Annotated in this window: 19 protein-coding genes; 7 read left to right on the forward strand and 12 right to left on the reverse strand. The window is 59.5% G+C overall.

Going from position 1 to position 26064, the window contains the following annotated elements:
• The first annotated feature begins 64 nt into the window (after nt 1-64).
• Nucleotides 65-5986: a dermonecrotic toxin domain-containing protein gene (locus tag ACS5Q8_RS22105; protein ID WP_465159400.1), complete on the forward strand. Its 5922-nt coding sequence runs from the start codon at nt 65-67 to the stop codon at nt 5984-5986.
• Between the two features lie 26 nt (nt 5987-6012).
• Here ACS5Q8_RS22105 and argR read toward each other — a convergent pair whose 3' ends face one another.
• The 7 genes from argR to acs all read right to left on the reverse strand — a co-directional run bounded on the left by argR (nt 6013) and on the right by acs (nt 13976).
• The gene (gene argR / locus ACS5Q8_RS22110; protein WP_247402133.1) at nt 6013-6993 is read right to left on the reverse strand and encodes a transcriptional regulator ArgR; all 981 of its coding nucleotides are present in this window, start codon (nt 6991-6993) and stop codon (nt 6013-6015) included.
• 235 nt (nt 6994-7228) lie between these two features.
• Nucleotides 7229-7993, reverse strand: a complete 765-nt coding sequence (locus tag ACS5Q8_RS22115; protein WP_465159401.1) for an ABC transporter ATP-binding protein — start codon at nt 7991-7993, stop codon at nt 7229-7231.
• A gap of 27 nt (nt 7994-8020) precedes the next feature.
• On the reverse strand, nt 8021-9133 hold the full coding sequence (locus tag ACS5Q8_RS22120; protein ID WP_276194504.1) for a succinylglutamate desuccinylase/aspartoacylase family protein: 1113 nt from the start codon (nt 9131-9133) through the stop codon (nt 8021-8023).
• Nucleotide 9134: 1 nt separating this feature from the next.
• Nucleotides 9135-9833 (reverse strand): ABC transporter permease, encoded by a 699-nt coding sequence (locus ACS5Q8_RS22125; protein WP_247402126.1) that lies wholly within the window; start codon nt 9831-9833, stop codon nt 9135-9137.
• The gene (locus ACS5Q8_RS22130; protein ID WP_465159402.1) at nt 9830-10519 is read right to left on the reverse strand and encodes an ABC transporter permease; all 690 of its coding nucleotides are present in this window, start codon (nt 10517-10519) and stop codon (nt 9830-9832) included. Before ACS5Q8_RS22130 ends, ACS5Q8_RS22125 begins: the two co-directional genes overlap by 4 nt.
• Before the next feature lie 91 nt (nt 10520-10610).
• Nucleotides 10611-11396, reverse strand: coding sequence for an ABC transporter substrate-binding protein (locus tag ACS5Q8_RS22135; RefSeq protein WP_276194505.1), 786 nt, complete (start codon nt 11394-11396; stop codon nt 10611-10613).
• 624 nt (nt 11397-12020) lie between these two features.
• On the reverse strand, nt 12021-13976 hold the full coding sequence (gene acs, locus ACS5Q8_RS22140; RefSeq protein WP_465159403.1) for an acetate--CoA ligase: 1956 nt from the start codon (nt 13974-13976) through the stop codon (nt 12021-12023).
• A gap of 394 nt (nt 13977-14370) precedes the next feature.
• Between acs and ACS5Q8_RS22145 the strand changes: the two genes are divergently transcribed.
• Both ACS5Q8_RS22145 and ACS5Q8_RS22150 read left to right on the forward strand, forming a co-directional pair.
• On the forward strand, nt 14371-14640 hold the full coding sequence (locus tag ACS5Q8_RS22145; protein WP_443695571.1) for a DUF2790 domain-containing protein: 270 nt from the start codon (nt 14371-14373) through the stop codon (nt 14638-14640).
• A 524-nt stretch (nt 14641-15164) separates the two neighbouring features.
• The gene (locus tag ACS5Q8_RS22150) at nt 15165-16415 is read left to right on the forward strand and encodes a ribonucleotide-diphosphate reductase subunit beta (protein ID WP_465159404.1); all 1251 of its coding nucleotides are present in this window, start codon (nt 15165-15167) and stop codon (nt 16413-16415) included.
• A 219-nt stretch (nt 16416-16634) separates the two neighbouring features.
• Here ACS5Q8_RS22150 and ACS5Q8_RS22155 read toward each other — a convergent pair whose 3' ends face one another.
• The gene (locus ACS5Q8_RS22155; protein WP_465159405.1) at nt 16635-17783 is read right to left on the reverse strand and encodes a hypothetical protein; all 1149 of its coding nucleotides are present in this window, start codon (nt 17781-17783) and stop codon (nt 16635-16637) included.
• Between the two features lie 59 nt (nt 17784-17842).
• The gene (locus ACS5Q8_RS22160) at nt 17843-18697 is read right to left on the reverse strand and encodes a tetratricopeptide repeat protein (RefSeq protein WP_276194510.1); all 855 of its coding nucleotides are present in this window, start codon (nt 18695-18697) and stop codon (nt 17843-17845) included.
• Nucleotides 18698-18784: 87 nt separating this feature from the next.
• Here ACS5Q8_RS22160 and ACS5Q8_RS22165 point away from each other — a divergent pair, with 87 nt between their 5' ends.
• From ACS5Q8_RS22165 to ACS5Q8_RS22180, 4 genes are all read left to right on the forward strand, one after another.
• Nucleotides 18785-19828, forward strand: coding sequence for a helix-turn-helix transcriptional regulator (locus tag ACS5Q8_RS22165; RefSeq protein WP_276194511.1), 1044 nt, complete (start codon nt 18785-18787; stop codon nt 19826-19828).
• Between the two features lie 262 nt (nt 19829-20090).
• Nucleotides 20091-20735 carry an HAD-IB family hydrolase gene (locus tag ACS5Q8_RS22170; RefSeq protein WP_465160371.1) on the forward strand — a complete coding sequence of 215 codons (645 nt, stop codon included), beginning with the start codon at nt 20091-20093 and terminating at the stop codon, nt 20733-20735.
• 136 nt (nt 20736-20871) lie between these two features.
• Nucleotides 20872-21825 carry a hypothetical protein gene (locus ACS5Q8_RS22175; RefSeq protein WP_465159406.1) on the forward strand — a complete coding sequence of 318 codons (954 nt, stop codon included), beginning with the start codon at nt 20872-20874 and terminating at the stop codon, nt 21823-21825.
• Between the two features lie 156 nt (nt 21826-21981).
• Complete coding sequence (locus ACS5Q8_RS22180) at nt 21982-22362, forward strand: helix-turn-helix domain-containing protein (protein WP_247400605.1); 381 nt, start codon at nt 21982-21984, stop codon at nt 22360-22362.
• A 34-nt stretch (nt 22363-22396) separates the two neighbouring features.
• Here ACS5Q8_RS22180 and ACS5Q8_RS22185 read toward each other — a convergent pair whose 3' ends face one another.
• From ACS5Q8_RS22185 to ACS5Q8_RS22195, 3 genes are all read right to left on the reverse strand, one after another.
• Complete coding sequence (locus ACS5Q8_RS22185) at nt 22397-23902, reverse strand: amidase family protein (protein WP_465159407.1); 1506 nt, start codon at nt 23900-23902, stop codon at nt 22397-22399.
• 140 nt (nt 23903-24042) lie between these two features.
• A complete protein-coding gene (locus ACS5Q8_RS22190; RefSeq protein ID WP_465159408.1) occupies nt 24043-24696 on the reverse strand; it encodes a hypothetical protein in 654 nt (217 codons plus the stop codon).
• Nucleotides 24697-24892: 196 nt separating this feature from the next.
• Nucleotides 24893-25951 carry an MBL fold metallo-hydrolase gene (locus ACS5Q8_RS22195; RefSeq protein WP_276194514.1) on the reverse strand — a complete coding sequence of 353 codons (1059 nt, stop codon included), beginning with the start codon at nt 25949-25951 and terminating at the stop codon, nt 24893-24895.
• Between the last annotated feature and the right edge of the window lie 113 nt (nt 25952-26064).

Below are 26064 nucleotides of genomic sequence, written 5' to 3' on the forward strand. Positions count from 1 at the left end.
CCCCCGTCGGCCGCCCGATGTTGTTTTGCTGATACGCCTGTTCATCATGCAAAGGCGTTTCCCCGTGACTCAACCCACCCCGCCCCTCGAACTCGCAGACCTGTCGACCTATCGCGACCTGCACATGGATATCCTCGAGCACGCCGTGCCCGCCTGGCTGCCCGCCACCTCCGCCGCCAAGCGCGCCGCACTGAGCAACGTGCAGCCAGTCATCCCGGCCTGGTACAAAAGCGCCTCCGCCCAGGACCACGACACCCTGAAAACCCGGGTCAATAGCGCCTGGCGCGCACAACAGCAGGTCGACCAGGCGATGGCCAACCTGAAATCGCCGCAAGACTTCGGCGCGCCGCTGCTGCAACAGCGGCTCAAGCAGCGGTTCGGTATCGAGTTGGATGTCAGGACCACCTATCTGCGGCTCTATATTGCGCAGACCATCCCATGGTTTCCCGTGCGCACTGGGGCGGCAAGGACGTGGACCGTCTCGCTGCTCGAGGCGGCCCTGCACAACTTCGAAGCCGACGAACACTATGAAGCGCACTCCGGCTTCATCACCCCACCCACGAGCAGCGGGCAATTCGAGCCCCTGCCGGCCGTCGACGCACAGATCAGCATCGCGCAGTTCACCGCGCTATGCCGCGAACTGGACATCGGCGGCCACTACCAGCGCTACCTTGAGCAGTACTTCGACTTCAACAACCCGGTGGCCACGGCAAGCCTGCAAGGCAAGCTCAAGCACAGCCAGGCGGCGGACTTGAGCGTCGCGCTACAAATGGCCCGGATGAAAAAAGACCTGCGCGATGATCAGTCCTTCACGCTGCTGCAACGCCTGCTCAACGCCGACGACAGCCGCAACACCTGCTACCCGCTGCTGTGTTATGACCTGACGATCATGTCGAGCACCCTCACCGGCATCGTGCTGTTTGCCGAGAACATCGGCAGCCGCCAACCGGTGGGCCTGATCGCCTATATCCCCGACGATCCCTACGCGCCGCTCAAACAGTACCCCACGCTCGTGGCCTTCATGACTGCACTCGGGAACATCCTGCGCAGCGCCGAGTACCAGCAGTTCTTCAGCCGCTTCGTCAATCACGCAGAGCGCGGCCCATTCTTCGCCGACCTCAATCGCAGGCTGTCCAACGTCAGCTGGCACCTGCACACACGCGGCGACCCGCTGCCGTCCTGGCGCGAAACCCCCATCGACCAGCCACACCTGGCACTCCGCGCCACCGCCATCAGCGGCAACCTGTTCAGCCACCTGTTCCAGCGCAAACTCAGCAAGGTATTCAACGATGCCCGCACCCTCGCCGTGTCCACCGCCAGCGCCGATCAGAAAGCGCGCTGGGAACGCTGGGACATCGTGCGCAACATCGCCTCGGCACTGCTGCAAATCGCGGCATTCGTGGCCGCGCCCTTCGTCCCGCCGGTGGGCCTGCTGATGCTCGGCTACAGCGCCTACCAGATGCTCGATGACGCCTTTGAATGGATCGTCGACTGGGCCGTGGGCGACGTGACCGAAGCCTTCAAGCATTTATTGTCGTGCGTGGAGCAAGGCGTGCAATTGGGCCTGTTCATCGCCGGCGCGCCCCTGGCCAGCGGCGCGCTGCGCGCATTGCTGCCCGCCGAGGCGCTGCGGTTTTTCGAGCGCCTCAAGCCGGTGACGCTGCCCGATGGCAAGACCCGCCTGTGGAAACCCGACCTGACGCCCTATGCCCACGACCTGCAACTGGCGCCGCATGCCTACCCAAACGCGGAGGGCCTGCATGCCCACAATGGCACGCAGATCCTCAAGCTCGCGGACCAACCGTTCGTGGTCCAGACCGATCCCGTCACGCAACAGCCCTACCTGCAGCATCCCACGCGCACCAACGCCTACCGCCCGCCCCTGAGGAGCAACGGCAAAGGCGCCTGGCTGACCGAACTGGACAACCCGCTGAGCTGGGACAGCCTGACCCTGATGAAACGCCAGGGCCCTCACACCCAAGGCCTCAGTAACGATCAGTTGACGACGGCGCAGCGCATCAGCGCCACCGACGACGGCGCGCTACGCAGCCTGTACCTCAACCGCCACACACCGCCGCCGCTGCTGACCGATACGCTGCAACGGTTCAAGATCGACCAGACGCTGCAGGACTTCATCGATCAAATGAACAGCGACGACCCGGCGATCTACGCACGGGCCGATGGGCAGACCCAACTGCACCTGCTCGCCAACCTGGGCCTGTGGCCAAAAACCAAGACGTTGCGCTTTTTGGACGCTCGAGGCCGAACCCTGTGGGAGCTGCCCGGCGAAACCAACGCCAGCGTGGTGCAACTGCACGACGCCCAACTCAGCAACGGCGACTTGCTGAAGGCCCTGCTGGAAAGCCTCGACAAGGCGCAACGCAAGACCTTGCTCGGGGAAGCCTTCGGCGACCCGGTCACCTCCCTGCACAACCAGGCGCTCAAACTCAGGAAAAAGCTGGCGGGCCTGGCCCAGGCACATCGGCGCGAACTGTTCGATGCGCGCTATCAAAGGCTCGACAGCCCCACCAACCCTCGGCAGCAGGTCATGCGCGAGCACACGCCCGGCCTACCGCTCAGCGCCGCCGATGCCGTGCTGGACAGCGCCAACAGCCTGGAACTGCAGGAAGTCGACCAAGGAAAAGTCCCGCCGCGCCTGCACCCGTTGGCTCAAACCCTGCGCGACGAAGCCCGCATCACCCAGGCCTACGAAGGGCTGTACCTGAACTCGACGGACACGCCGGACACCCATCGACTGGCCCTGCATTCCCTGGAGCGTCTACCGGGATGGGCGCGGAAAAAGCTGCGCCTCGAGATCAGAGATGCCGACGACGGCCTGATTGATGCAATCGGCAAACCGAAGGCGCGCATCAAGCGTGTGCTGGTGCGCTCCGCCGACGGCCGTTACACCCCGCAAGACAGCCGTGGCCCGCTGTCGGCGCCAACCGACCTGTACAGTGCCATCCTCCAGGCGCTGCCCGATGCCGAGCGCGATGCCCTGGGCCTGCGCATCGGCCAAGGCCCCGCCCTGCGCCAGGCACTGCGCAACCACACACTGGAACGCCAAGCCGCACGCACGCTGATCACCGCCCAAACGGCCCGCGCGCCCACCGACACGCGCACGCACCTGCGCCTGCTGGGCATGGACAACTATGCCCCGGCGCCTGCAGCCCCGGCGGCCGAGCCCGATTTGCATGGGCTGGCCCGCGCGCTGTTTCCTGCCCATACCGATGAGCAAATCGGTGAACTGCTGCAAGACCTCGGCAACCGTCCGGGCGGCGCCTTGCCGATCCTCACCGCGCTGCGCCAGGAGTACCTGCAGCTCGGTGAGGACGTGGCCGCCTGGGAAGCCGGCACGCCAAGGCGCTACCCGGATAGCGAGGTGAACATGAGCCGTCAGGAGTACCTCGATGTGCGGCAAAATCGCCACCTCTTCTCGCGTGAACTCATGCGTTGCTGGCGCCGAGAAACCGAGGCCGACCACTACTTCGACCCACCCGCCCGCAATGGTCAGAAACTCCGGCTGCCCTACCCGCTCCACGGAGAGTTGCCGGCGCTGCGCGCCAACTTCGAACACATCTCCTACCTGGAACTGTTCGGCGACCGGCGCGCATTGAATGTCGAGGCGTTCTTGCGCAGTTTTCCCAGGCTGCGTTACCTGAGCATCAGCCATGCCCAACTGGGCCAACTGCCGCCGGTCGTCAGCCGCCTGCCTCATCTCAACGCATTGATTCTCAGCGACTGCCACATCACCCTGACACCCGAGCATCTAAGCGCCCTGACGGCCATGAGCAGGCTGCGCGCCCTGGACCTGTTCAACAACCCGCTGGGGTCCACGCCCAGCGTTGCCAACATGCCTGAATTGCAATACCTGGACCTTTCCCACACCGGCATTTCTGCGCTGCCCGATGGTCTGCTCAGCCGACCGGCACTGGAACTGGCGGCGCTGTCTTACAACCGGATCACACAGTTACCGAGCGCGCTGTTTGAGCTGCCCGCAGACGCCCGCCACACCCTTGACCTGTCCGGCAACCCCCTGTCACGACCGAGCCTTGAGCAGGTGAAAGCCTACTTCCAACGGACCGGCCGCTATTGGGATATCGACGCATCAAATGTCGACATCCAGCGCGTCAATACGCTGTTCCCAGACTTCAGCGCGAACGAAGTCAACCGCTTCATCTTTGGCCTGCCGGGCAACCTGGAAATGGGCCAGATCGAATTGGCCCGACTGGAAGTGGACTATGCAGAGCTGTCTGCCGGGCTCGAAACCTGGGCGCGCCAGGCCGCTACGCCCGAGGAGCAAGTACGACGCCAAGCGTTCAAACGCTCGCTCCAGGCTTGCTGGCGCCGGGAGAGTGCGCTGGATGAACGCCATCCCCAGGCCATTCCCACGTACAGCCTGGAAACCCCCTCCCCGTTTACTGGAGAATTCCCCGCCATCAACAGCGTCTTCAGCCATGTTTCTTCATTGCGTCTGCTCGGCGCGGGCGACCCCTTCCCACTGCAATCGAGCCTGTTTTTCAGAGGGTTCCCGACGCTGAGCCACCTGTCTATCGAGCAGTATGGGCTGGGCGATATCCCCGGCGCGGTATTCGACTTGCCACAACTGTTATCCCTGCGCCTGCCCCATTGCCGCATCACGCTGTCAGCCGAGAGCGCCGCGTCTCTGGCGACGCTGGACCACTTGGAACAATTAGACCTGAGCCACAACCCACTGGCGCGGCTCCCGGACTTCGGCGCATTGCCCAGACTGGTCAGCGTCAACCTGCAAGCCACCGGCCTGGAGGCTATCCCCAACAGCCTGTTGACCGCCGTCGAGCGCAAGTGCGTCAACCTGAGCAACAACCTGATCAGCGAGATCCCCGCTGGCGCGTTCGGTTTATCCAGCACCGTCACCGGCGCCTTCGACCTCTCGCGCAACCCGCTGTCCAGGGCGGCGCTGTCGCAGATAAAGCGCTACAGCCAGCGCATCGGCGGGCATTTCCAGGCCGACGCGCCGACCGCCCTGCGAGACCGGATCAAAGCGCTGTACCCCACGTTCACCGACGGCGAAGCCAATCGCTTTTTCTTTGAATTGCCGGGTGACCTGGACGCGGCAGAGCCGGCCCTCAAGCGCCTGGAAGACCAATACAAAACACTGCGCGAAGACCTGCGACTGTGGATGCTGGACGTTCCAACCCGCCACCCGATCCTGGATGTGCCACTGGATGAACAAACACGCGCGCAGGATCAGCTCCACCGCCAGGCGTTCAAAACCTATCTGGAAGACGCCTGGCGCCGCGAAAGCGAAATGGACGACGACCACGACAGCCTCGAACCCACCCATAAGCTGGTGTTTGAAACCAACATCCTGGGCGACCTGCCGGAACTGAGCGCGCAGTTTGACCACGTGTCGTCCCTCGAAATCGAGGGTGAAGGCAGCATTACCGGGGTTGATGGGTTACTCAGGTGCTTCCCGAAACTGCGCAGGCTGATCCTCTCCAAGCACCACCTTGGCACTGTGCCACACAGCGTGTTCAGCCTGACCGAACTGAGCACCCTGAGCCTGACCGAGTCCGCTGTGCAATTGACGCCGCAGAGCATCAGCGCATTGGCCGAGATGAAGAGCCTGGTTTATCTGGATTTGAGCGAGAACCCGCTGGGACTGTCACCGGACGTCAGTCGCCTGAGCGAACTGGAGTCGCTGTACCTGCCCGACACCGCCCTGCGCGAAATGCCTCGCGGCGTGTTTGGCCTGCCTGAACTGCACACCCTGGACGTGAGTGACAACCTGATCGAAGGATTGCCCACCGACCTTCTGGAAATGGCCGCGCCGCTCGACGAGGTATCGGACTTCAGCGGTAACCCCTGGTCGGCGCAAAGCCTCAACGCCTTGCGCCAGTACTACCTGCAAACCGGTAACGACCTGGCAGTCGATGAAGCCCGGGTGGATTCAACCGGCACTGCGCTGGTCAGGTCCGACTCAACCGAGCCGATGGAGGAATAACGCGCCAGCCGGCACTCAGTCGGCACTCAGCCGCGCTCGGACGGCACCGACGACAACTCGAACGGGCTGCTGCTGCGCCGCTGGTTGCGGTCTTCGCGAGGGGTGGCGCCAAAGAAATTGCGGTAGGCGCTGGAGAAATGCGGCCCCGAGGAGAAGCCGCAGGACAGGCCGATCTGGATGATCGACTTGCTGGTTTGCATCAGCATCTGGCGGGCCTTGTTCAGGCGCAGTTCCAGGTAATACTGGCTGGGGACGCGATTGAGGTACTGCTTGAAGATGCGCTCCAATTGTCGTCGCGACACGCAGACGTGCTGGGCGATTTCGTCGGTGGTCAGCGGCTCTTCGATGTTGGCTTCCATCAACAGAACGGCCTGGGTCAGCTTCGGATGGCTGGACCCCAGGCGGTTTTGCAGGGGGATGCGCTGGCGCTCGCCGCCTTCGCGGATGCGTTCCACCACCAGTTCTTCGGACACCGCACCGGCCAGCTCGGCGCCGTGATCACGGGCCAACACCGCCAGCAACAGGTCGAGTACCGACATGCCGCCACACGCGGTCAGGCGATCGCGGTCCCAGTCGAACAAATGGCTGGTGGCGATGACCTTGGGGAAGCGCTCGGCGAAATCGTCCTGCCAGCGCCAATGGACGGCGGCGCGGTAGCCGTCGAGCAAACCGAGCTGGGCCAGCGGGTAGACACCGGCCGACAAACCACCGACCACGCAACCGGCGCGCACCAGTTGCTTGAGCGCGGCGCTGAGCTGGGAAGCGATCACTGTGGGCGGTTCGTCGGCCACTAGGAATAGCTTTTGGAAGCCTTCTAGCTTGCCGGTCCACGGCCCGCCCGGCAGTTGCCAGGCGCCTTCGGTCTGCGGTTCGGCCTGCAGAAACGACAGTTCGTAGACCACCTCCGGATGCACCCGCTGAGCAACGCGCAAGGCCTCCTCAGCCAGCGCAAGCGTCAGTGCTTTTGTGCTGGGCCAAATCAGGAAACCAATTCGATGGGCAGTCATGGAGGGCTATCCGAAGCAAAAACAGTGAAAGAAGCCGTGGGCCAATGCTAGCCCGTAAATGAACACAAATCTCAAAAACGATGAACATCCAATGTGGGAGGGGCGGTGCGACGATTCGACTTGCTCCCGATGGCGCTGTATCAGAATCAGATGTGCTGACTGACACTCAGCTATCGGGGGCAAGTCGAATCGTCGCACCGCCCCTCCCACATAAAGCAGCGCTCACAAGGAGTGGCTACTTCAAGCTGCCGGAAAGGAACTGCTGAAGACGTTCGGACTGGGGATTGACCAGCACTTCGCGCGGGTTGCCGCGTTCTTCGACGATGCCTTTGTGCAGGAACACCAATTGGTTGGACACTTCACGGGCAAAGCCCATTTCGTGGGTCACCACCACCATGGTGCGGCCTTCCTGCGCCAGGTCCTGCATGACCTTGAGCACTTCGCCGACCAACTCCGGGTCCAGCGCCGAAGTGGGTTCGTCGAACAGCATCACCTCCGGCTCCATCGCCAGCGCTCGGGCAATCGCCACGCGCTGTTGCTCGCCACCGGACATATGGCCCGGGAACGCGTCCTTACGATGGCCTACGCCGACTTTGGCCAGGTAGTGCTCGGCCTTTTCCCGTGCGTCTTTTTTCGACATGCCCAGCACATGCACTGGGGCTTCCATCACGTTTTCCAGTGCAGTCATGTGCGACCACAGGTTGAAATGCTGGAACACCATGGACAGGCGCGAACGCATGCGTTGCAGCTGTTTCGGGTCGGCGGCCCGCAGGGCGCCGTCCTTGTTGGCCACCAGTTTCAGCTCTTCGTCATTGAGCAGGATCTTGCCAGCGTGGGGTTGCTCCAGCAGGTTGATGCAGCGCAAAAAGGTACTTTTGCCCGAACCACTGGAACCGATGATGCTGATCACATCACCGGCCGAAGCGGCCAGGGACACGCCTTTGAGCACTTCATGACTGCCATAGCGTTTATGCAGGTCTTGGACTTCAAGTTTGTACATGCGGTCGGTTCTCACAAAAACAGGTGGTCAGTCGTTGAGCAAGCGCCCGTGACGCAGCGCTTCGCGCCCCGCCACCTTGGCCAGCCAGAAACCCGCTTGGGCATAACGTAGCCGTTCAACGGCAAACAACACCCCCGAAGTGCCGGCGCGGATGATGCTCACGCGGTCTTCCAGAGGGTCAATCACTTCAAAAATCGGTTCGCCGGCGTCCACCCAGTCACCGGCTTTACGCAGGTAACTGATCACACCGGCATGCGGCGCAAACAGCAACTCGGTGCCTTCGAAGGGCACACCGTCGCAGGGTTCGTACTGTGGCGCCGGCCACTCACCGTTAATCAGGCCCTGTTCGGCGAGGAACGCGAGGATGCCTTCGGCGTGGAAGATTGCTTCATCGCGGCCGGTATCAGCCTGGCCGCCCAGTTCCAGGGTGGTCGCCAGGCATGCCAGCGGAATCTGCGCCTCGGGGAACGCCCGCGACAGACGCAGCCAGGGCAGCGAGCAGGCTTCATCGAACGAGCTGCCGCCGGAGTCTTCCGCCAGCAGGCCGACTTTCACATTCAAATGCGCCGACAGCGAACGCCACTGCGGCCAATGCTGGGGCAGTGCGTACATGTGCAGCGCAGCTTCGGCGTCGCAATGCAGGTCGAGGACGATGTCTGCGCTGCAGGCGTGGCTCAACAGCACGCGCTGCATGCCTTGCAACTGGCTGGCCGGCGCGGGCAACGCGTCAAGCGTAGCGCGCATCGCCTGGCGGATCACGCGCACGTTGGCATGGGGGTCGTCCCCGAGCTTGCCGTGCAACTGCGCGATCACCGGCTCGCTCAACTCGACGAAATCACGGTTGAAATTCTTGCCACTGCCAATCTCGAAACGCCCCTGGTGGCTGCCTTGCAGCAGTTGGCCAAGGCCCATCGGGTTGGCCACCGGCACCAGCTCGATCACGCCGTTGAGGGCGCCTTGCTGTTCCAGTTCGGTCAGGCGCTTTTTCAGCTCCCACGCGGCACGCATCCCCGGCAGTTCATCGGCGTGCAGGCTGGCCTGGATGTAGGCCTTGCGCTCGCCGCTGCCGAAACGGAACACGCTCAGTTGGCGCTCGCAGCCCAGGTGGCCCCACGGCAACAGGTGATCGATACGTTCCATATCAGTGCTTCCGTGGAGCCAGGTAGCTCAGCCAGCGGCGCTCGGCCAACTTGAACAAGCGCACCAGGATAAAGGTCAGGCACAGGTAGAACGCGCCGGCGGTGATATAGGCTTCGAACGGCAAATAGTACTGGGCGTTCACCGTGCGCGCGGCGCCGGTGATGTCGATCAGGGTGACGATGGACGCAAGGCTCGTGGTCTGCAGCATCATGATCACTTCGTTGCTGTACTGCGGCAGCGCACGGCGCAGGGCCGACGGCAGCAGGATGCGGCGGTACAGCTTGTAGCGCGACATGCCCATGGCCTTGGCCGCTTCGATCTCGCCATGGGGGGTGGCCTTGAGGCTCCCGGCAATGATCTCGGCGGTGTAGGCGCTGGTGTTGATCGCAAAGGCCAGGCACGCGCAGAACGTGGCGCTGGACAACAGCGGCCACAGGAAGCTCTCGCGCACCGCTTGGAACTGGGCCAGGCCGTAGTAGATCAGGAACAGCTGCACCAGCATCGGCGTGCCGCGGATCACATAGGTGTAGAGCCAGGCGATACCGTTGACGACCGGCTGCTTGGACACACGCATCAACCCCAGGGGCAAGGCGGCGAGCAAGCCGAAAAACAGCGACATTGCCAGCAATTTCAGGGTGGTCAGCAAGCCGCCAAGGTAAAGCGGCATGGCCTCCCAAATGACGTTGTAGTCGAAGATCATAGATCAGCCGCCCTTACGCCTACCGAGTAGCGCTTCTCAAGATGACGCAAGGCCAACAACGACACGCTGGTAATCACCAGGTACATCGCCGCCACTGCGAGGAAGAAGGTAAAAGGCTCGCGGGTGGCATCTGCCGCCTGCTTGGCCTTGAACATCATGTCTTGCAGGCCCACCACCGAAATCAGCGCGGTGGCCTTGGTCAGTACCAGCCAGTTGTTGGTAAACCCGGGGATCGCCAGCCGAATCATCTGCGGCACCATCACCCGGAAAAACACCTGAAAAGGGCTCATGCCATACGCCAGGCCGGCTTCAGCCTGGCCCTTGGGGATGGCCATGAAGGCGCCACGGAAGGTTTCCGAGAGGTAGGCACCAAAGATGAAACCCAGGGTGCCGATACCGGCGGCCAAGGGGTTCAAGTCGATATAGTCGTCATAGCCAAGCATCGGCGCGACGCGGTTCAGCAGGTCCTGACCACCGTAGAAAATCAGCAGGATCAGCACCAGGTCGGGAATCCCGCGGATCATCGTGGAGTACAAGTCACCCAGCCAGGCCAACCAGCGCACCGGCGACAGGCGTAACGCGACCCCGATCAGACCCAGAACAATGGCCAAGGCCATGGACGACAAGGCGAGCTGAAGCGTCAACCATGCGCCATCGAGGATGACGGCCCCGTAGCCTTTCAACATGATTCAGGTCCTCGAAAAGGGGGATGAAAAAATGGCGCAAACCTCAGGAATTCTGTTGCTTGCGCCATTCTGGACAGACCGCTGCGACGATTTACTTGGCGTCTGGGCCGTAAATATCGAAGTTGAAGTACTTGTCCTGGATAGCCTTGTACTTGCCGTTGGCACGGATCGCAGTGATCGCAGCGTTGATGCGATCCAGGTTTTCCTTGTCGCCTTTACGTACCGCGATACCAATGCCATCGCCGAAGTATTTGCTATCGGTAAAGGCTGGGCCGGTGAACGCGTAGCCTTTACCCGCAGCCGTATCGAGGAAACCTTCCTGCAACAGGGTGGCGTCAGCCACGGTGCCGTCGAGGCGACCGGCTTCCACGTCCAGGTAGATTTCGTTCTGCGAGCTGTAAGGAACAACCGTGGCACCTTTAGGCGCCAGGACCTCCTTGGCAAAACGGTCGTGAATCGAACCGCGCTGCACGCCGATCTTCTTGCCTTTCAACTCATCCAGGCTATCGCTGACGGTCGTGCCTTCCTTCAACACCAGGCGCGCCGGGGTCAGGTAGTAGCGGTTGGTGAAGTCCACGGACTTCTTGCGGTCATCGGTGATGGACATGGACGACAGGATCGCGTCGATCTTGCGCACTTTCAGCGCGGGGATCAGGCCGTCGAACTCTTGCTCGACCCAAGTACACTTGACCTTCATCTCTTCGCACAGGGCGTTGCCGATGTCGTAGTCAAAACCGACGATACTGCCATCCGGTGCCTTCGAGGCAAACGGAGGGTAAGCCGCTTCGATACCAATTTTCAGAGGCTTGCCTTCAGCGAAAGCCTGCATGGACAGCACGGACAGCGCCAGGGCGCCCAACAGCACGAGTTTCTTCATCTTGGGACTCCATCGGTATAGGGCAAAACAGCAGTATGAGCCATGGCCCACGATGCGACTGAGTGAAACCGAATAGCGGTGCTGCGTCCTACGCCGATTCAACAGCGGCGACGACGAGCGAGTGATGGGCATTCTAACGACAGGCCGGAAGCCGATATTTCCTCAATGCGACAACAATTTACAGAAGCACTGAGAAAGCGGTTCCAGCACATTGACAGCCCCTGTTTTTTATGCAGAGACAAAAGATATTAAACCTGTTGATACTGCAAATTGCGGGCCTATTATTCGCAAACCCTTCTAGCACGGCAAGTCTGGCGTTTAATCTAATGTCCCCGGGTGTCTAAAACACGGCTTTTCGAGGCAGGCCCGTAGCACTTTGCCTCATGTTAGGGCGAAGGGTTACACATTTGCGCTTCTCGGTAACATTCAGAAACGTCCTCTGCGATAAACCGATATTTATTGGACTGGTGGAGATCCAAATGTGGGAGGGGGCAAGCCCCCTCCCACATGGGACCTTCAGTGGCTTTGAGAGACCACAAACATGGGATCTTCAGTGGTTTTGAGAAACCACAAAAAAGCCCCACCCGGCTCACACCGAATGGGGCTCTGTCCCACCAACCCGCCTTATGCGACGTTCATGGTCTTGTGCGTTTCAATCAAATGCGCCACCACACTTGGGTCGGCCAGGGTGGAGATATCGCCCAAGCCATCGTACTCAGCCGTGGCAATCTTGCGCAGAATCCGCCGCATGATTTTCCCCGACCGCGTCTTCGGCAAGCCCGGTGCCCACTGGATCACATCCGGCGAAGCAATCGGTCCGATTTCCTTACGCACCCAGTTCTTCAGCTCCAGGCGCAGCGCTTCGGTCGGCTCTTCGCCGTTTTTCAGGGTGACATAGACATAGATGCCCTGGCCCTTGATGTCGTGCGGCACACCCACCACCGCCGCTTCCGCGACTTTAGGGTGGGCGACCATGGCACTTTCGATCTCGGCGGTGCCCATGCGGTGGCCGGACACGTTCAACACGTCATCCACACGGCCAGTGATCCACCAGTAGCCATCTTCATCGCGACGGGCGCCGTCACCGGTGAAGTACATGCCACGGAAGGTCTTGAAGTAGGTATCGACGAAACGGTCATGGTCGCCGTACAGGGTACGGGCCTGGCCGGGCCACGAATCGAGAATCACCAGGTTGCCTTCGGCAACGCCTTCGATGATGTTGCCCAGGTTGTCCACCAATGCTGGCACCACGCCGAAGAACGGCCGTGCCGCCGAACCCGGCTTGAGCGCATGAGCGCCCGGCAGCGGGCTCATCAGGGTGGCACCGGTCTCGGTCTGCCACCAGGTATCGACGATCGGGCAACGGGATTGGCCGACGTTCTTGTAGTACCAGTCCCACGCTTCCGGGTTGATCGGCTCACCCACCGAACCCAGTAGGCGCAAGCTGCTGCCATCAACGCCTTCGCAGGCGGCGGTGCCGGACGCCATCATCGCGCGGATCGCCGTCGGCGCGGTGTAGAGAATATTGACCTTGTGCTTGTCGACGATCTTGCCCACCCGAGTGATGTCCGGGTAGTTAGGCACGCCTTCGAACATCAGCGTGGTCGCGCCATTGGCCAGTGGTCCGTAGACGATATAGGTGTGGCCGGTGATCCAGCCGACGTCGGCGGTACACCAGAAGATTTCGCCCGGGCGGTAGTCGAACACGCGCTCATGGGTCAGGGCCGCGTATAGCAAGTAGCCGCCAGTGGTGTGCTGCACGCCTTTAGGCTTGCCGGTGGAGCCGGAGGTATAAAGAATGAACAGCGCTTCTTCGGCGCCCATCTCTTTCGGCGCACACACGGTGCCCGCCACTTTCATCAGGTCTTCGTACCAGATGTCGCGATGCTGGTTCCACTTGATGCTGCCACCGGTGCGCTTGCACACGATGACTTTCTGGACGCTGTTGGTTTCCGGGTTGGTCAGCGCGTCGTCGACGTTGGCCTTCAACGGAATCTTCTTACCGGCGCGTATACCTTCGTCGGCGGTGATCACCACTTTCGACTTACAGTCGATGATGCGACCGGCTAAGGCCTCCGGCGAGAAACCGCCAAACACCACCGAGTGGATCGCACCGATGCGGGCACAGGCCAGCATGGCGACCGCAGCTTCGGGGATCATCGGCATATAAATAGTCACCACGTCGCCGCGGTGTATGTCCTGGCCACGCAGGGCGTTGGCGAGTTTGCAGACTTGTTCGTGCAGCTCGCGATAGGTGATGGTGCGGCTTTCGGCAGGGTCATCGCCCTCCCAGATGATCGCCGCCTGGTCGCCGCGCTCGGCGAGGTGACGGTCCAGGCAGTTGTAGGAAACGTTCAGGGTGCCATCGGCAAACCACTTGATGTCGACATGGTGATCGTCGAAAGAGGTCTGCTTCACCGTGGTGAAAGGTTTGATCCAGTCCAGACGCTTGGCTTGCTCACGCCAGAAACCATCGGGATTGACCACCGACTGCTGGTACATGGCCTTGTAGGTCGCCTCGTCAGTCAGCGTATTGGCTACTGTTTCGGGGCGAACGGGGTACAGGGAAGCCGCACTCATCTTTCTTACCTCGGTGAAATAGTTGTTTTTGTATGACCCCAGTTGTAGCCGGGGTGAACCTATAGAACCATTCGACGATGGTAGTAACAAGACCCTACAAACTGCCCTGATATCCCTTTTACCCCTCCGGCCCGCAGCCGGCAACGCCTGTAGGGCACGTAAAAAACCTTCAGCGGGGGATTGTTACAAAAACCACCAATAGTGTTTATCAAAAGCACGGGTATATGAATATAACCCGCAGGCCTAAAATCGATTCCGCCAACAAGGCAACCTGATTAACACCGTAACAGCCCCCACGAAGGCACGTTAATCCGAGCTAAACAACCCTAAGTTACACACGTGGCCTCCAAAAGGCCCCGTGGCCCCTTTCGCCCTGAAGAAGGTAAATAGAGAAATGAAAGCTTTATTAGTTTTGGCCCTCAGCAGCTTGTGCGCCACCGCCGCCCTGGCCGAGGAAGCCCCGACTGACGTAGCCGGCCAGAACGCCCCGATTGTTGAGGACTACACCTACAGCACTCACCTGGACATCGCCAAAGTAGTGTCCATGAGCAGCGTTCCAGAAGTATGTGAAGTAGTCCCGGTAAAAATGGAATATGAAGATTCCAAAGGTCAGCGTCACATTCTTAACTATCACGTGATGGGTAACGGTTGCTCTAACGGGTAACAACTTCGTTAACTCACACTGACGGTGATCTTATTTGCCGCAAGAAATTGCTCTTGCGGCCAAGAACCGGCTTCACACCCACCACACCGTACCGCCTCTCAAAACCCCCTCGTTTGCCCCTCGCGATAAATAGCCCACCGTCCGTCAAAAAAATCCCCCTGCACCAAACCCCTGTAAACCCTCACGCTGGCTCAAATACCGGGCTTTTTGTCTACGTTCAGAGCGCATGCGCAGCAACACAAAGCCGTTTTTTTCCCTATAATGCGCGGGTAAATCGGGCCTGCAATATCCCTTTACACGGGGATGAAGAGCCAGACCTGAGGCCTCCGCAGGAGCATGCATCTATCGCTCCGCCCCTCAAGCCTCACGCAGAGCACCCGTTCACCCCATTGCGTTTAATGCCTGCGCTAGCGGTTGCAACAAACGATTCCTTAAGATCCACCGCGGCCCGAGGGCCGTGTGAACACCCAACCATCCGGTTTCACACGGGCACCTTTGAGCCCTCACGCAGGAGACGACACGTCATGCTGAGCTGGGACGAATTCGACAAAGAAGAAGACGGCGAAGTAGCCACCAAAGGCGCCAACGCCGGCCACGCCACCGAAGCCAACATGGACCGCCTCGACGGTGCCGGCGCCGCCGCTGCCATCGAAGCCCGCGCCGTCACCGCCAACGACTCCGCCGCGATCATCCGCGCCAAGGCCGCCCTCGACACACTCGACATCGCCGAAGGCCTCGCCGAACTCGAAGGCGCCTGCGCCCGTGTCGCCGTTGACGAAAAGCGCATGATCAACTGCCGCGCCGACCTCAACCAACTCGTGCCCTTCAAGTACGACTGGGCCTGGCAGAAATACCTCGACGGCTGCGCCAACCACTGGATGCCGCAAGAGGTCAACATGACCGCCGACATCGCCCTGTGGAAAGACCCCGAAGGCCTGACCGACGACGAACGCCGCATCGTCATGCGCAACCTCGGCTTCTTCTCCACCGCCGACTCGCTGGTCGCCAACAACCTGGTCCTGGCCGTGTACCGCCTGATCACCAACCCGGAGTGCCGCCAGTACATCCTGCGCCAGGCCTTCGAAGAAGCGATCCACACCCACGCCTACCAGTACTGCATCGAATCGTTGGCGATGGATGAAGGCGAAATCTTCAACATGTACCACGAGATCCCATCGGTCGCTAAAAAAGCCGCCTGGGGCCTCAAATACACGCGCTCCATCTCCGATCCGAAATTCGAAACCGGCACCGTCGACACCGACAAAGAACTGCTGCGCAACCTGGTCGCCTACTACTGCGTCCTCGAGGGCATCTTCTTCTACTGCGGCTTCACCCAGATCCTGTCCATGGGCCGCCGCAACAAAATGACCGGCGTGGCCGAGCAGTTCCAGTACATCCTGCGCGATGAGTCGATGCACCTGAACTTCGGGATCGACGTGATCAACCAGATCAAAATCGAAAACCCACACCTGTGGGACGCCGAGATGAAAGAAGAAGCGACCCAGATGATCCTGCAAGGGACGCAACTGGAGATCGAATACGCGCGCGACACCATGCCACGCGGAGTACTCGGCATGAACGCGGCGATGATGGAGGACTACCTCAAGTTCATCGCTAACCGTCGTCTGTCGCAGATTGGCTTGAAGGAAGAGTACCCAGGGACGACCAACCCGTTCCCGTGGATGAGCGAGATTATGGATTTGAAGAAAGAGAAGAATTTCTTTGAGACTCGTGTGATCGAGTATCAGACTGGCGGCGCGTTGAGCTGGGACTGATTCTTTAGCCCGTGAAATCGCATCAAAACCTGAACCCGCCTCATCAACAATGAAACGGGTTCTGCAAAAAGGGCTGCCAACTGGCAGCCCTTTTTTGTTTTTGCGTTGGCGCAAATGCGCGCCTTCACCCAGTTGATTCGCAAAGCGTCCTGGCGGTGTATCTCGCAGGTGAGTGAGCCAGTGCGTCGGACTTCTTTAGACCGGCCTCTCCTCCAACTCTCACTTACCGGGTAGATCGAGGTCTACATAAGCGAACAAAGGCAGGTCATACAGATCACCGAACAGCTGATAGATCTTCGCAGAAGCGTCGATCAGTTTTTTTACACTGCCAGCGTGATGCATCAGGTTTATATGCTTGTTGTGGTCCCGGCTCATTGCACTTAACGCCTCATAGACCCGGGCATCCGGTACACAGCAGAACTCGCCTGGAATTGAGGGATAAAGCTGACAACGCAACTCTCGCATGATCAGCGGGATCTTTATCAGCATACTTTTCTGGCTAGTCCCCAAGCCTTTTAATGAACGCATATAGTCGAAAAAATCCGCGTATTGGCGAGTGGTGATCATGATGTCGATCTCACGTTTGATACTGTCCCAGTGTTGGGCAAGTATCCCTACACTCGCGTAAACATCTTTCCTGAAACTGACCTGCTTGCGGGTCTCGGGGGCCAGGCACTGACCTAAGGTCTGCGCCATGGAGACCTCGCGGTTACTGCACTCTACTTCTACAAATGCATTGTTTTTCCATAACGCAGGAGTGTCTTTGTGAGCCAGCTTCATCCAGGCCACAAAATAGACGGCATTCTCCCAAGGGCCTGTCCGAGACCACACCACCGCCAGGACAAACAGGAGAAACAGATCCTTTTCCTTTCGAAGATCCAGGCTCAGTGAACGACCATCCAACAGAGGAATTTTAAAGTCAGCAACCCAACCTCGATAACTTCCGGCCGCATTGAGGTTGGCGTAGGCAAGGTTCGGCGACGCAGCCTTGAAGCGGTCGACCAGCCATGCGGCCGCCTCCATTTCTTCACAATCAGGCACAGTAATCGTGGATGCCTGAGTGTGCTCGGCGTGAGGCTTTGAAATCACGCTCAGTCCAGTGCAACGATGCCCGGTCGATGGACAGTTCATTTTGACGCGATCAAAACGACCGGTGGCGACCAACTGGTCGACCACTTGCGTTTCCGCTTGCATCTGGTCTTTTCGATGAGCCCCATTGGTTCTAATCCAGTAATCCAACGAGTCCGGCTTATTGTGCTCGGTCAACACGACCGTGATGGGGCCCAACACCATGGAACCCCCCAACCCCTCAACTTTTGCAACCAGAGCATCAATGCTGAAGGAGCCGCCGTCTCTCAACGTAATCATTACCCGTCCTTAATTTTTTTCATTTAAAACACTGTTGAATACTGCGACCTACGCCCACGTTATCGGCACTCAAGTGCATCTCGCAGACCTTCGGCATATGAGGCCCAAAATAAACGCATACGTCCCTGAGGATCCGGCATGTACAGCCCATCCTCATAAAAATATTCCAAGGCATCCGCCGCCGCCGCATCACCACTGAGCGCAGCGCGCTGCAACCAAAAAAGCCCCTTTGAGACGTGACGCGAAACGCCATTGCCCTCCAGGTAACTCTTCCCAAGGCGTGCAAACGCCGCAGTATCGCCGGCACGAGCAGCTTTTCGGTACCAACGAAATGCCTTCCGGTTATCGGCCTCAACCTGTGAAGCTTCACAACTGCCTTCTCGATTCCGCGCGTCGTAAAGCCATGCAACCTCCAAAGCAGCCTCGCGGATACCTGCTTTAAACGCCTTTTTCAGCCAGCGCTGGGCCATTTGCTCATCGACGGCGACACCTATTCCGTAGGTATACAGCTGCCCTAGATTGAAAAAGGCTTCAGATAAATCGTCCGCCGCAGCCAGCCGGAAAAGGTGCAGGGCAATCGCGGGGTCCTCGATCAACGTGCGCCCATCCAGCCATAACCAACCGAGGTCATTTAGTGCCTCTGCATCATGGTCGAGTGCTGCTCGTCGAAGCTGCGCGTAGAGCAGGAGAAATGATTCTCGTGCCAAGGGCGCATTCAAAGGATTCATAGCCTTCGCTTCAGCGTATGACACAGCCCCGTGACGCTCATACATTTCAACAATCCGCAGAGTCGGCATGCCCAATCCCGCCCCCAGACCGTTATGTGCACTGGATTCACGGAACTCCAGCACTTCAAGCTCGGGCAGAAAAGCCTCAAGTATGTTGACGACATTTGCAGGCTTGGGCGTGGCCATTTCTCGGCTCCGGCATCAGATTGATTTCTCGAAAGGAATCATCCACCCTCTGAACGACAAACTGTGTCGCAATAGAGGATGCATGAGATGTCAGGAAAACGCCTGGAAGAGAGGTTTCGCCTCGATCTACTCCTGGCAATGATTCCCACACGGGGCGGCACGGCAACGCCGTGCGGCTTGCGCGTGGCACAGTTCCAAGAAAGACTTCGAGCCCAGTCCATCGAGGTGGACAACCGGACGATTCAGCGCAACCTCAAAGCCCTGCTAGAGGACAAACGCTACGGTATCAAGCGCAAAAAGGAAGGCCGGGAATACGTGTATTGGGCAGACAAGGAGTTGTCGAGGTTCGTGCTCAAACCCACTGACGCAATGAATTTGATCATGGTCATCGACCATGCCCGCCCGTACACCAGCCGCACGCTAGGCGGTAATCTTCAGGAGCTGTACGAGCACGCCCAGTCGATTTTGAATAAACATTCCCACCGACTGTATGACTGGACCAAGAAGGTGGTCAGCAACACCCGTTTTCTGAATTTACAGCCGGGATTGGTCGAGCCTCAGGTCTTTCAAACCATCCAGGACGCCTTGCTGGAGGGGAGCATGCTGGACGTGCTGTACCAGCCACGCGGCGCGCCAACCCCCAAGCCTTATCGGTTGACACCATTGGGCCTGTCCTTTCAGGACGCTAACATCTACCTGTCACTCGTCGTGGATGGCAGAGACCCGGACACGCCTTATGCCTGGCCAGTACACCGATTCAAATCCGCGAAAGCGGCAGGGTTTGAACCCGCTCAGGTACCCGCTGAGTACGACATTCGTAATACCCGTTCATTGAAGAGCTTGATTGGGCTGGAGAACGAACATCCCATCCAGCTGGAGTTGCTGATCGATGAAAAGATGTATCAGCGCCTGAGCGAGAACTGGCTCAGTTCACAACAGCATTTACAGCCCCACGACACGGAACGCTGGCACCTGAGTTGCGAACTGCATTTGAGCCAGGGCTTGCGACTTTGGATTTTGAGTCAAGGCGCCAGCGTTGAGGTTCTTAAGCCAGCAGCACTCAGGGAGGAGATCCTTGCAGAAATCGAACAGATGTCGGCGCTGTATCGTGTAAAAAGCGCGGAGACCTAACGCTTGTTCGCTCCACATCAGACCGCGCTTGCGCCACAGCAAACAAATACTTTCACCTTGCAGGCATACACGTCTCACGACGTTCATTCCTATGCCCGACCGGGTAAACTGCCCTGATCATTGCGGGCAAAAGAACAACAGCACTGCCCATGGCTGATCTGAATTGCATAACCGTTATTCGCCTGAACCCCTGTAATGGGTGCCAGTCACATCGTTATGAGAACCCGCGCCACCTGATCAAGGACCACCCGTGAAACCAGACATGCTCGAAGCCGGCCCCGTGGATGCCAAAGTACTTTCCGTCTTTGACTTCGACGGCACCCTGACCCATCACGACAGTTTCGTGCCCTTCCTCAAGTTTGCCTTTGGCGCCCGCGAATTCTACGGCCGGATGGTCAAGCTGGCGCTGCCTGGGCTGCGGTTTCTTGTACGGCAGATCAGCCGGGATGAGTTGAAGGCGCAGTTGATCCGTACCTTTATGACCGGGGTCGAGAAGACGTGGGTGCAGCAGAAGGCCGAGGAGTACTGCCAGCGCAATTGGGCGCGGTTGATGCGGCCGGCGGGGGTGCTTTCGGTGGAGCAGGAGCTGGGCTCGGGGGCGGTGGTGACCTTATGTTCGGCGTCGCCGGCATTGGTGTTGCAGCCGTTTGCCGATCGGCTTGGGATCAAGTTGATCGGGACCGAGCTTGAGGAGCTCGACGGCCTATTGACCGGCAGGCTCACCGGGAATAACTGCCGGTGCGAGAACAAGGTGCTGCGGCTTGAGGCGGAGTATGGGGACCTGGGGGAGTATCGGCTCCGGGCCTGGGGCGATACGCGCGGGGATCGGGAGTTGCTGGCGGCGGCGCAGGATGCACATTTTCGGCATTTTCACGGGAAGAAGAAGCAGGCCAGGCTGCAGCGGTGATACGGGCGGCGGGTTAGGCGGGAGATCGAATCGATCCCATCGCCGCCTCGCTGGGGCGCGACAGGTTGCGGTTTCCTGCTGATATCTGCGTAATATCCGACTCTCTAGTAGCCAAACTTCTCACGGACCCGAGCCCATGAAATTCGACACGGCCTACAGCCTGAGTCTCGACGACAAGCTGTCGATCTATGACGTGCGAGAGTTGAATTTCGACGAAACCGACGCCTACGACTCTGACCAGGACAGCTTCCTCTGTCCCAACGCTGAATGCCGCGCGGCCTTTGAAGCGGGCAACGTGCTGAGCACTTTCAACGCGAAAAACGTCAATTACCGGCGCACCCCGCATTTTAAAAACACCCCAGGCACCCGGCATATCGAGGGTTGCCGTTACGTCAGCCGCCACAAGCCGGCTACGGACGACAGCGAGGACGAGCGCGAGGAACACTCCCCATCGGAATTTGTCCTGACCCGGCGCACCTACCCGCGCAAAACCCCGCTGGCGGGCACTGAAGGGCAAGCGCCACAAGACCCGGCGAATCCCCCTTCAGCCCGCACCAGCGTGTCTGTCGGTTCCAACGACACTACCCCGGATAAAACCAGTGTGTTCGCCCACCCGGTGGAATGCTATGTGTCGAACCTCGACGACAAGGACAAGCTCAAGGCGATGCCGCTGAAGATCGGCGAGCATACTGCGTCTTATGCGGCGTTTTTCAAGAAGATCGAGTACCTGCAGGACAACCACGGCCTGATCTATTGGGGCAGGATCAAAGCGATCAAGGACTACACCAGCAGCTTTCGCATCGACTTCGAAAAGAAGGTATGGCTCGACAAGAAGCCCTACTCGGTCAACGTCTACCTGAACAAAAAACTCATCGAGAGTTACCGCAAGCGCACAGCGTTCCTCGAGCAGATCAAGGCTGCAGCCAGCAGCGAACGGCCGTTATATTGCTTCTTTTACGGGGTGACGCCGCAGTTCAAGCAGGTACCGAGCAAGAAAAACCCCGAGCAGACATTCGGGGTGTTCAGCGCGGATATCGAGAATCTGGATCATTTGATTATTCGCGAAGTGCCGGGGGCTGAGGCGAGTTAGCCAATGCAGCGTTCGACCCGAACAGGAATACCACCGTGCTAGCCTCAAAACAGAGCGGTGTCGGCGCCGGAAAAAATTCCAGTTGATGAGCGGTCAAAACAACTGTACAAAAACACAGTATAGTTTGCCCTCCCCGTCGAACCCTGGAGACAACCCATGTCCTCTCTGGCAATGAGCTCTTTCGTAGAACAGCAAATCGTCCTGCATCAATTCACCGCCAAGCACAGCGTGCAGGCCCGCGTCATGCTGGGCTGGAGCCGCGAAGAGCTGTCGCGCCAGGCCGGCGTGGCGGTGGATGCGATTCAACGGTTTGAAACCCAGGGCGACGTGGAGGATGACGTCCGCCTGACCCTGGCGTTTCGCCTGGAGGCCGAAGGGTTGGTGTTTTTCCCGGGTTTTGCGCCTGGATGGGGGATGAGTGCGCGCAAGTTTGACACTCCGCCAAGTGAACCCGCGGCACAAAACATCATGTCTCGATTGATGGGTTCGGCAGCGGCATCAATTGATTCACCAACCCCTCAACCGACACGTGCGTAGAGTCCAGAACAGAGTGTAAGCATTGCCTGGCGGTTTAGAGGCTGGGTCTGGAGACCTTCTGTGCTGCCTGCTCATAGCCATGGCCCACAGCAAGCAGTGTGGGTTCAGCCCCACGGGCACCAAAGAAGTACGCACTGGTCGGCATACCGTCCTCATTCTTCCCGGACGGCACGCAAATCCCTGGGTAGCCGGCCACCGCCACTGCGAAGTAGCTGTTCGTATCAAAGTCCGAGACCACGGCGTCGAGGTTTTCCCGGTCGATCAGTTCATCCACCGTGCCACGAAAATCCTGGATCATTGCGTCCCATAGCGGCTGGCGCTCGTCGGCGGTGAGGGTGGACGCGTCGATCTCCTTGAGTGTCGGTTGGTGATCGGTTTCGGTGCCATCGCGTTTTTCGTTGAACGCGATCAACTCGGGCACGGACTTGACCGGCAACCCCTCGCGCTTGCCCAGGTAGTCGTTCAATTCGTCCTTCACATCGGCGAACAAAAGTTCGTCATAGCGTGAGGCGTCGGCCAATCGCATATCGACCGGCACCAGAACCGCGCCTTGCGTGCGAAGCACTTCAAGCGTTTGGCTGAATTGCGGACTGTTATCCACCGGTAAACGTTCGCCATTCGCGGAAAAGGTCACGGGATAACCGATACGCCTGTCCTGCAAGGCACCAGGCTTGAGCAACGCGGTGTAATCAATACCTTGGGGAGCATTCACACCCGCAGAATCGAGAGGGTCGCGGCCCGACATGGCGTTAAGCATCAACGCAGCATCAAACACCGAGCGCGCCATCGGACCTGGCGTGTCCTGTCGATGGCTGGCTGGAATGATGCCGCTGCGGCTCAACAAACCCACACCAGGCTTGAAACCAACCACCCCGTTGAACGCCGCGGGCACGATGATCGAGCCATTGGTCTCGGTACCCACCGCCAAGGGGGCGAAGCCTGCGGCGACCGCAGCGGCCGACCCCGAACTTGAGCCGCCCACCTCTGCGCCTGCTTGATGAGGGTTACGCGTTTGCCCGCCCCGCGCACTCAAACCATCGGGCCCACCGCGAAAGCCAGCCAGTTCCGTCAAGTTGGTTTTACCCAGGATCACGGCTCCCTGTTGGCGCAGTCGCTCGACGATAAAAGCGTCCTTGGACGCCGCCCTACCCACCAACCCAAAGGCGCCGGCACTGGTTTGCTGGGTGTCCCCCGTCTCGATAGTGTCCTTGAGCAACACGGGAATGCCATGCAGCGGCCCACGGACCTTGCCACTGGCGCGCTCCAGATCAAGCGCGCGGGCAATCTGTAACGCCTCGGGGTTGAGTTCAATGATCGAGCTTAATTTGGGGTCCAGCTTACGAATGCGCGCCTGCAGATAACTGACCAGATCTGCCGAAGTGAGCCCACCGGGCCGGGCCATTTGCTCGCTGAGCTCGCGAACGCTGGCGTATTCCGTTCCCGGGGAAACCGGCGCTGAAGCTCCCGATGAAAACTGCACAGGCAGCAACCGCTGCACCTGGTTAACAAACACACCCATGCCATAACCAATACCCAACATGAAGCACCTCCTGGAAGGGGTAAGAAACGATGAAGGACCAACAATGATCCGCACACCAGTCTAAAAACCCCACTCCACCCAGGCTGCGCGACGCAGGTCGTTCAAACCGTAGGATTGTTCAACGCAGCGGGTAGCGTTGCCTACACCTCAGTCAAGCGACGCGCGCTGCGATAACCCTGCACCAGCACCTTCAGCGAGTCTTTCGCCCACTGCGCGCCATAGAACCACAGCATCGCCCCGCCCCCCAGTGGCTCACCAAGGCTCGGGTAGCCGCTCCAGCACGCGGCATGGAACGCAGCGCTCTGGCTCTCGGACACCAGTGCATCGAGCCGATACTCGCTCACACGCTCGTCGATTTCATTGCGCGAATGCAGGGTGAAGCGCAGGGTGTCATCAGCCCGCTCTGCAGGCACCGCCACCAGTTGGGCCCCGGCCCGACGCAGCATGCCCAGCGCTTCCAGGAAGGCTGCGCTGTGCTCAATCGGCGTCTGATCATTGCCATGCACAAGCCGATCGGCGAACCCCACGCGACTGCCGGCCAACGAGTGGGTGACGGTGGGAGTGCCGGTGTGCGGCACCAAGGGGGCTTCCACCCTGCCCGCTTCACTGGGGTCGACACCACTCAAGGCGATCAGTGACAGCGCGGCGTCGCGCACGGGTTTTAGCGGCAGGGCCGGCACGTTATAGCCGGGGATTACGACGCCAGCACCAAGATGCGCATCAGGGACGTAGCCGATGCCCAGTGCAGTCGTGGTCCCCGTTTCGATGTGAGTGTTGGAGGGGCCATGCGCCAAACTCGCCGGTTCCGCACAGGCGGGTAAAAACGCTTCCCGCCGACAAGACATAGGCGACTGCAAAGACTTCCCACATTTATTGTCCATCAGAGCCGACTCCCGGAAATTGACTTTCCCGAGATCATCGCACTCTCATCTGGCGTTTGTCGTAGGCCTGAAACACCTTGAAAATTCCTTTTTCCGATTTCCCCGACCGTCAGTTCGCAAGCGCTTCTTCGCTGCCCTGAACCTCCACCTCCAACCACCACGCAACGCCTCGCTCGGGCTGGTTCAAACTGAACGCCTGCCCCATGGCCGGTGTGGTAATCAGCACGTTGCGCTCCCATGCCAACGCCATGATGCGGTCGAAAGGCTCGTGCCAGGCGTGGAAGGCCAGGTCGAAGGTGCCATTGTGAATCGGCAGCAGCCAGCGGCCCTTAAGGTCGATGTGCGCCTGTAGGGTTTGCTCCGGTTGCATGTGTATGTGGGGCCAGTCGACGTTGTAAGCACCGGTTTCCATCAGGGTCAGATCAAACGGTCCGTACTGTTCGCCGATGCATTTGAAACCGTCGAAATAACCGGTGTCACCGCTGAAAAAAACGCGTCGCGCGCCATCGATCATCACCCAGGAACACCACAGCGTCTGGTTGCTATCAAACAAGCCGCGCCCGGAAAAATGCTGTGCAGGGGTGGCGACAAAATGAATGCCATCGACTTCACTGCCCTGCCACCAATCCAGTTGCCGCACCTGGCTGGCATCCACACCCCACTTCACCAGGATGTCGCCAACGCCCAGCGGTGCGAGGAAGTAGCGGGTCTTGTCGGCCAGTTGGATCACGGCCTTGCGGTCGAGGTGGTCGTAATGGTTGTGGGAAAGAATCACCGCTTCCAAGGGCGGCAGGTCTTCGAGGCTGATCGGCGGTGCGTGGAATCGCTTGGGGCCGGCCCAACTGAACGGCGAAGCGCGCTCGGCGAATACCGGGTCGGTCAGCCAGAATTTGCCGCGCATTTTCAGCAGCACGGTGGAATGCCCCAGGCGATACACACTGTGATCGGGAGCGGCCAATAGCTGTTCGCGGGTCAGCGGTTGCACCGGAATCGCCCCTACCGGCCGCGTATTGCGCGGCTTGTGAAACAGCATCTTGTAGAAAATGCCCAAGGTTTTGCCGAAGCCGGCGCGCTGCACGGGGGCGTGGTTACTGAAGGTGCCCTGTTCCTGTTGAGCAGGCTTGGGTAGCACAGGCGAAGGAGCGAGACGGGTTGAAATCGTGGCCATTACCAGGTAACTCCTACGGACCGCTCATAAAATTACACTACACAGTGTAGTTTCAAGATTGCAACAAAACCCGGAGCAAGTAAACTACCGAGTGTAATTTTCCTCTTAGAGTC

The sequence above is a fragment of the Pseudomonas sp. PAMC25584 genome, assembly GCF_058135675.1.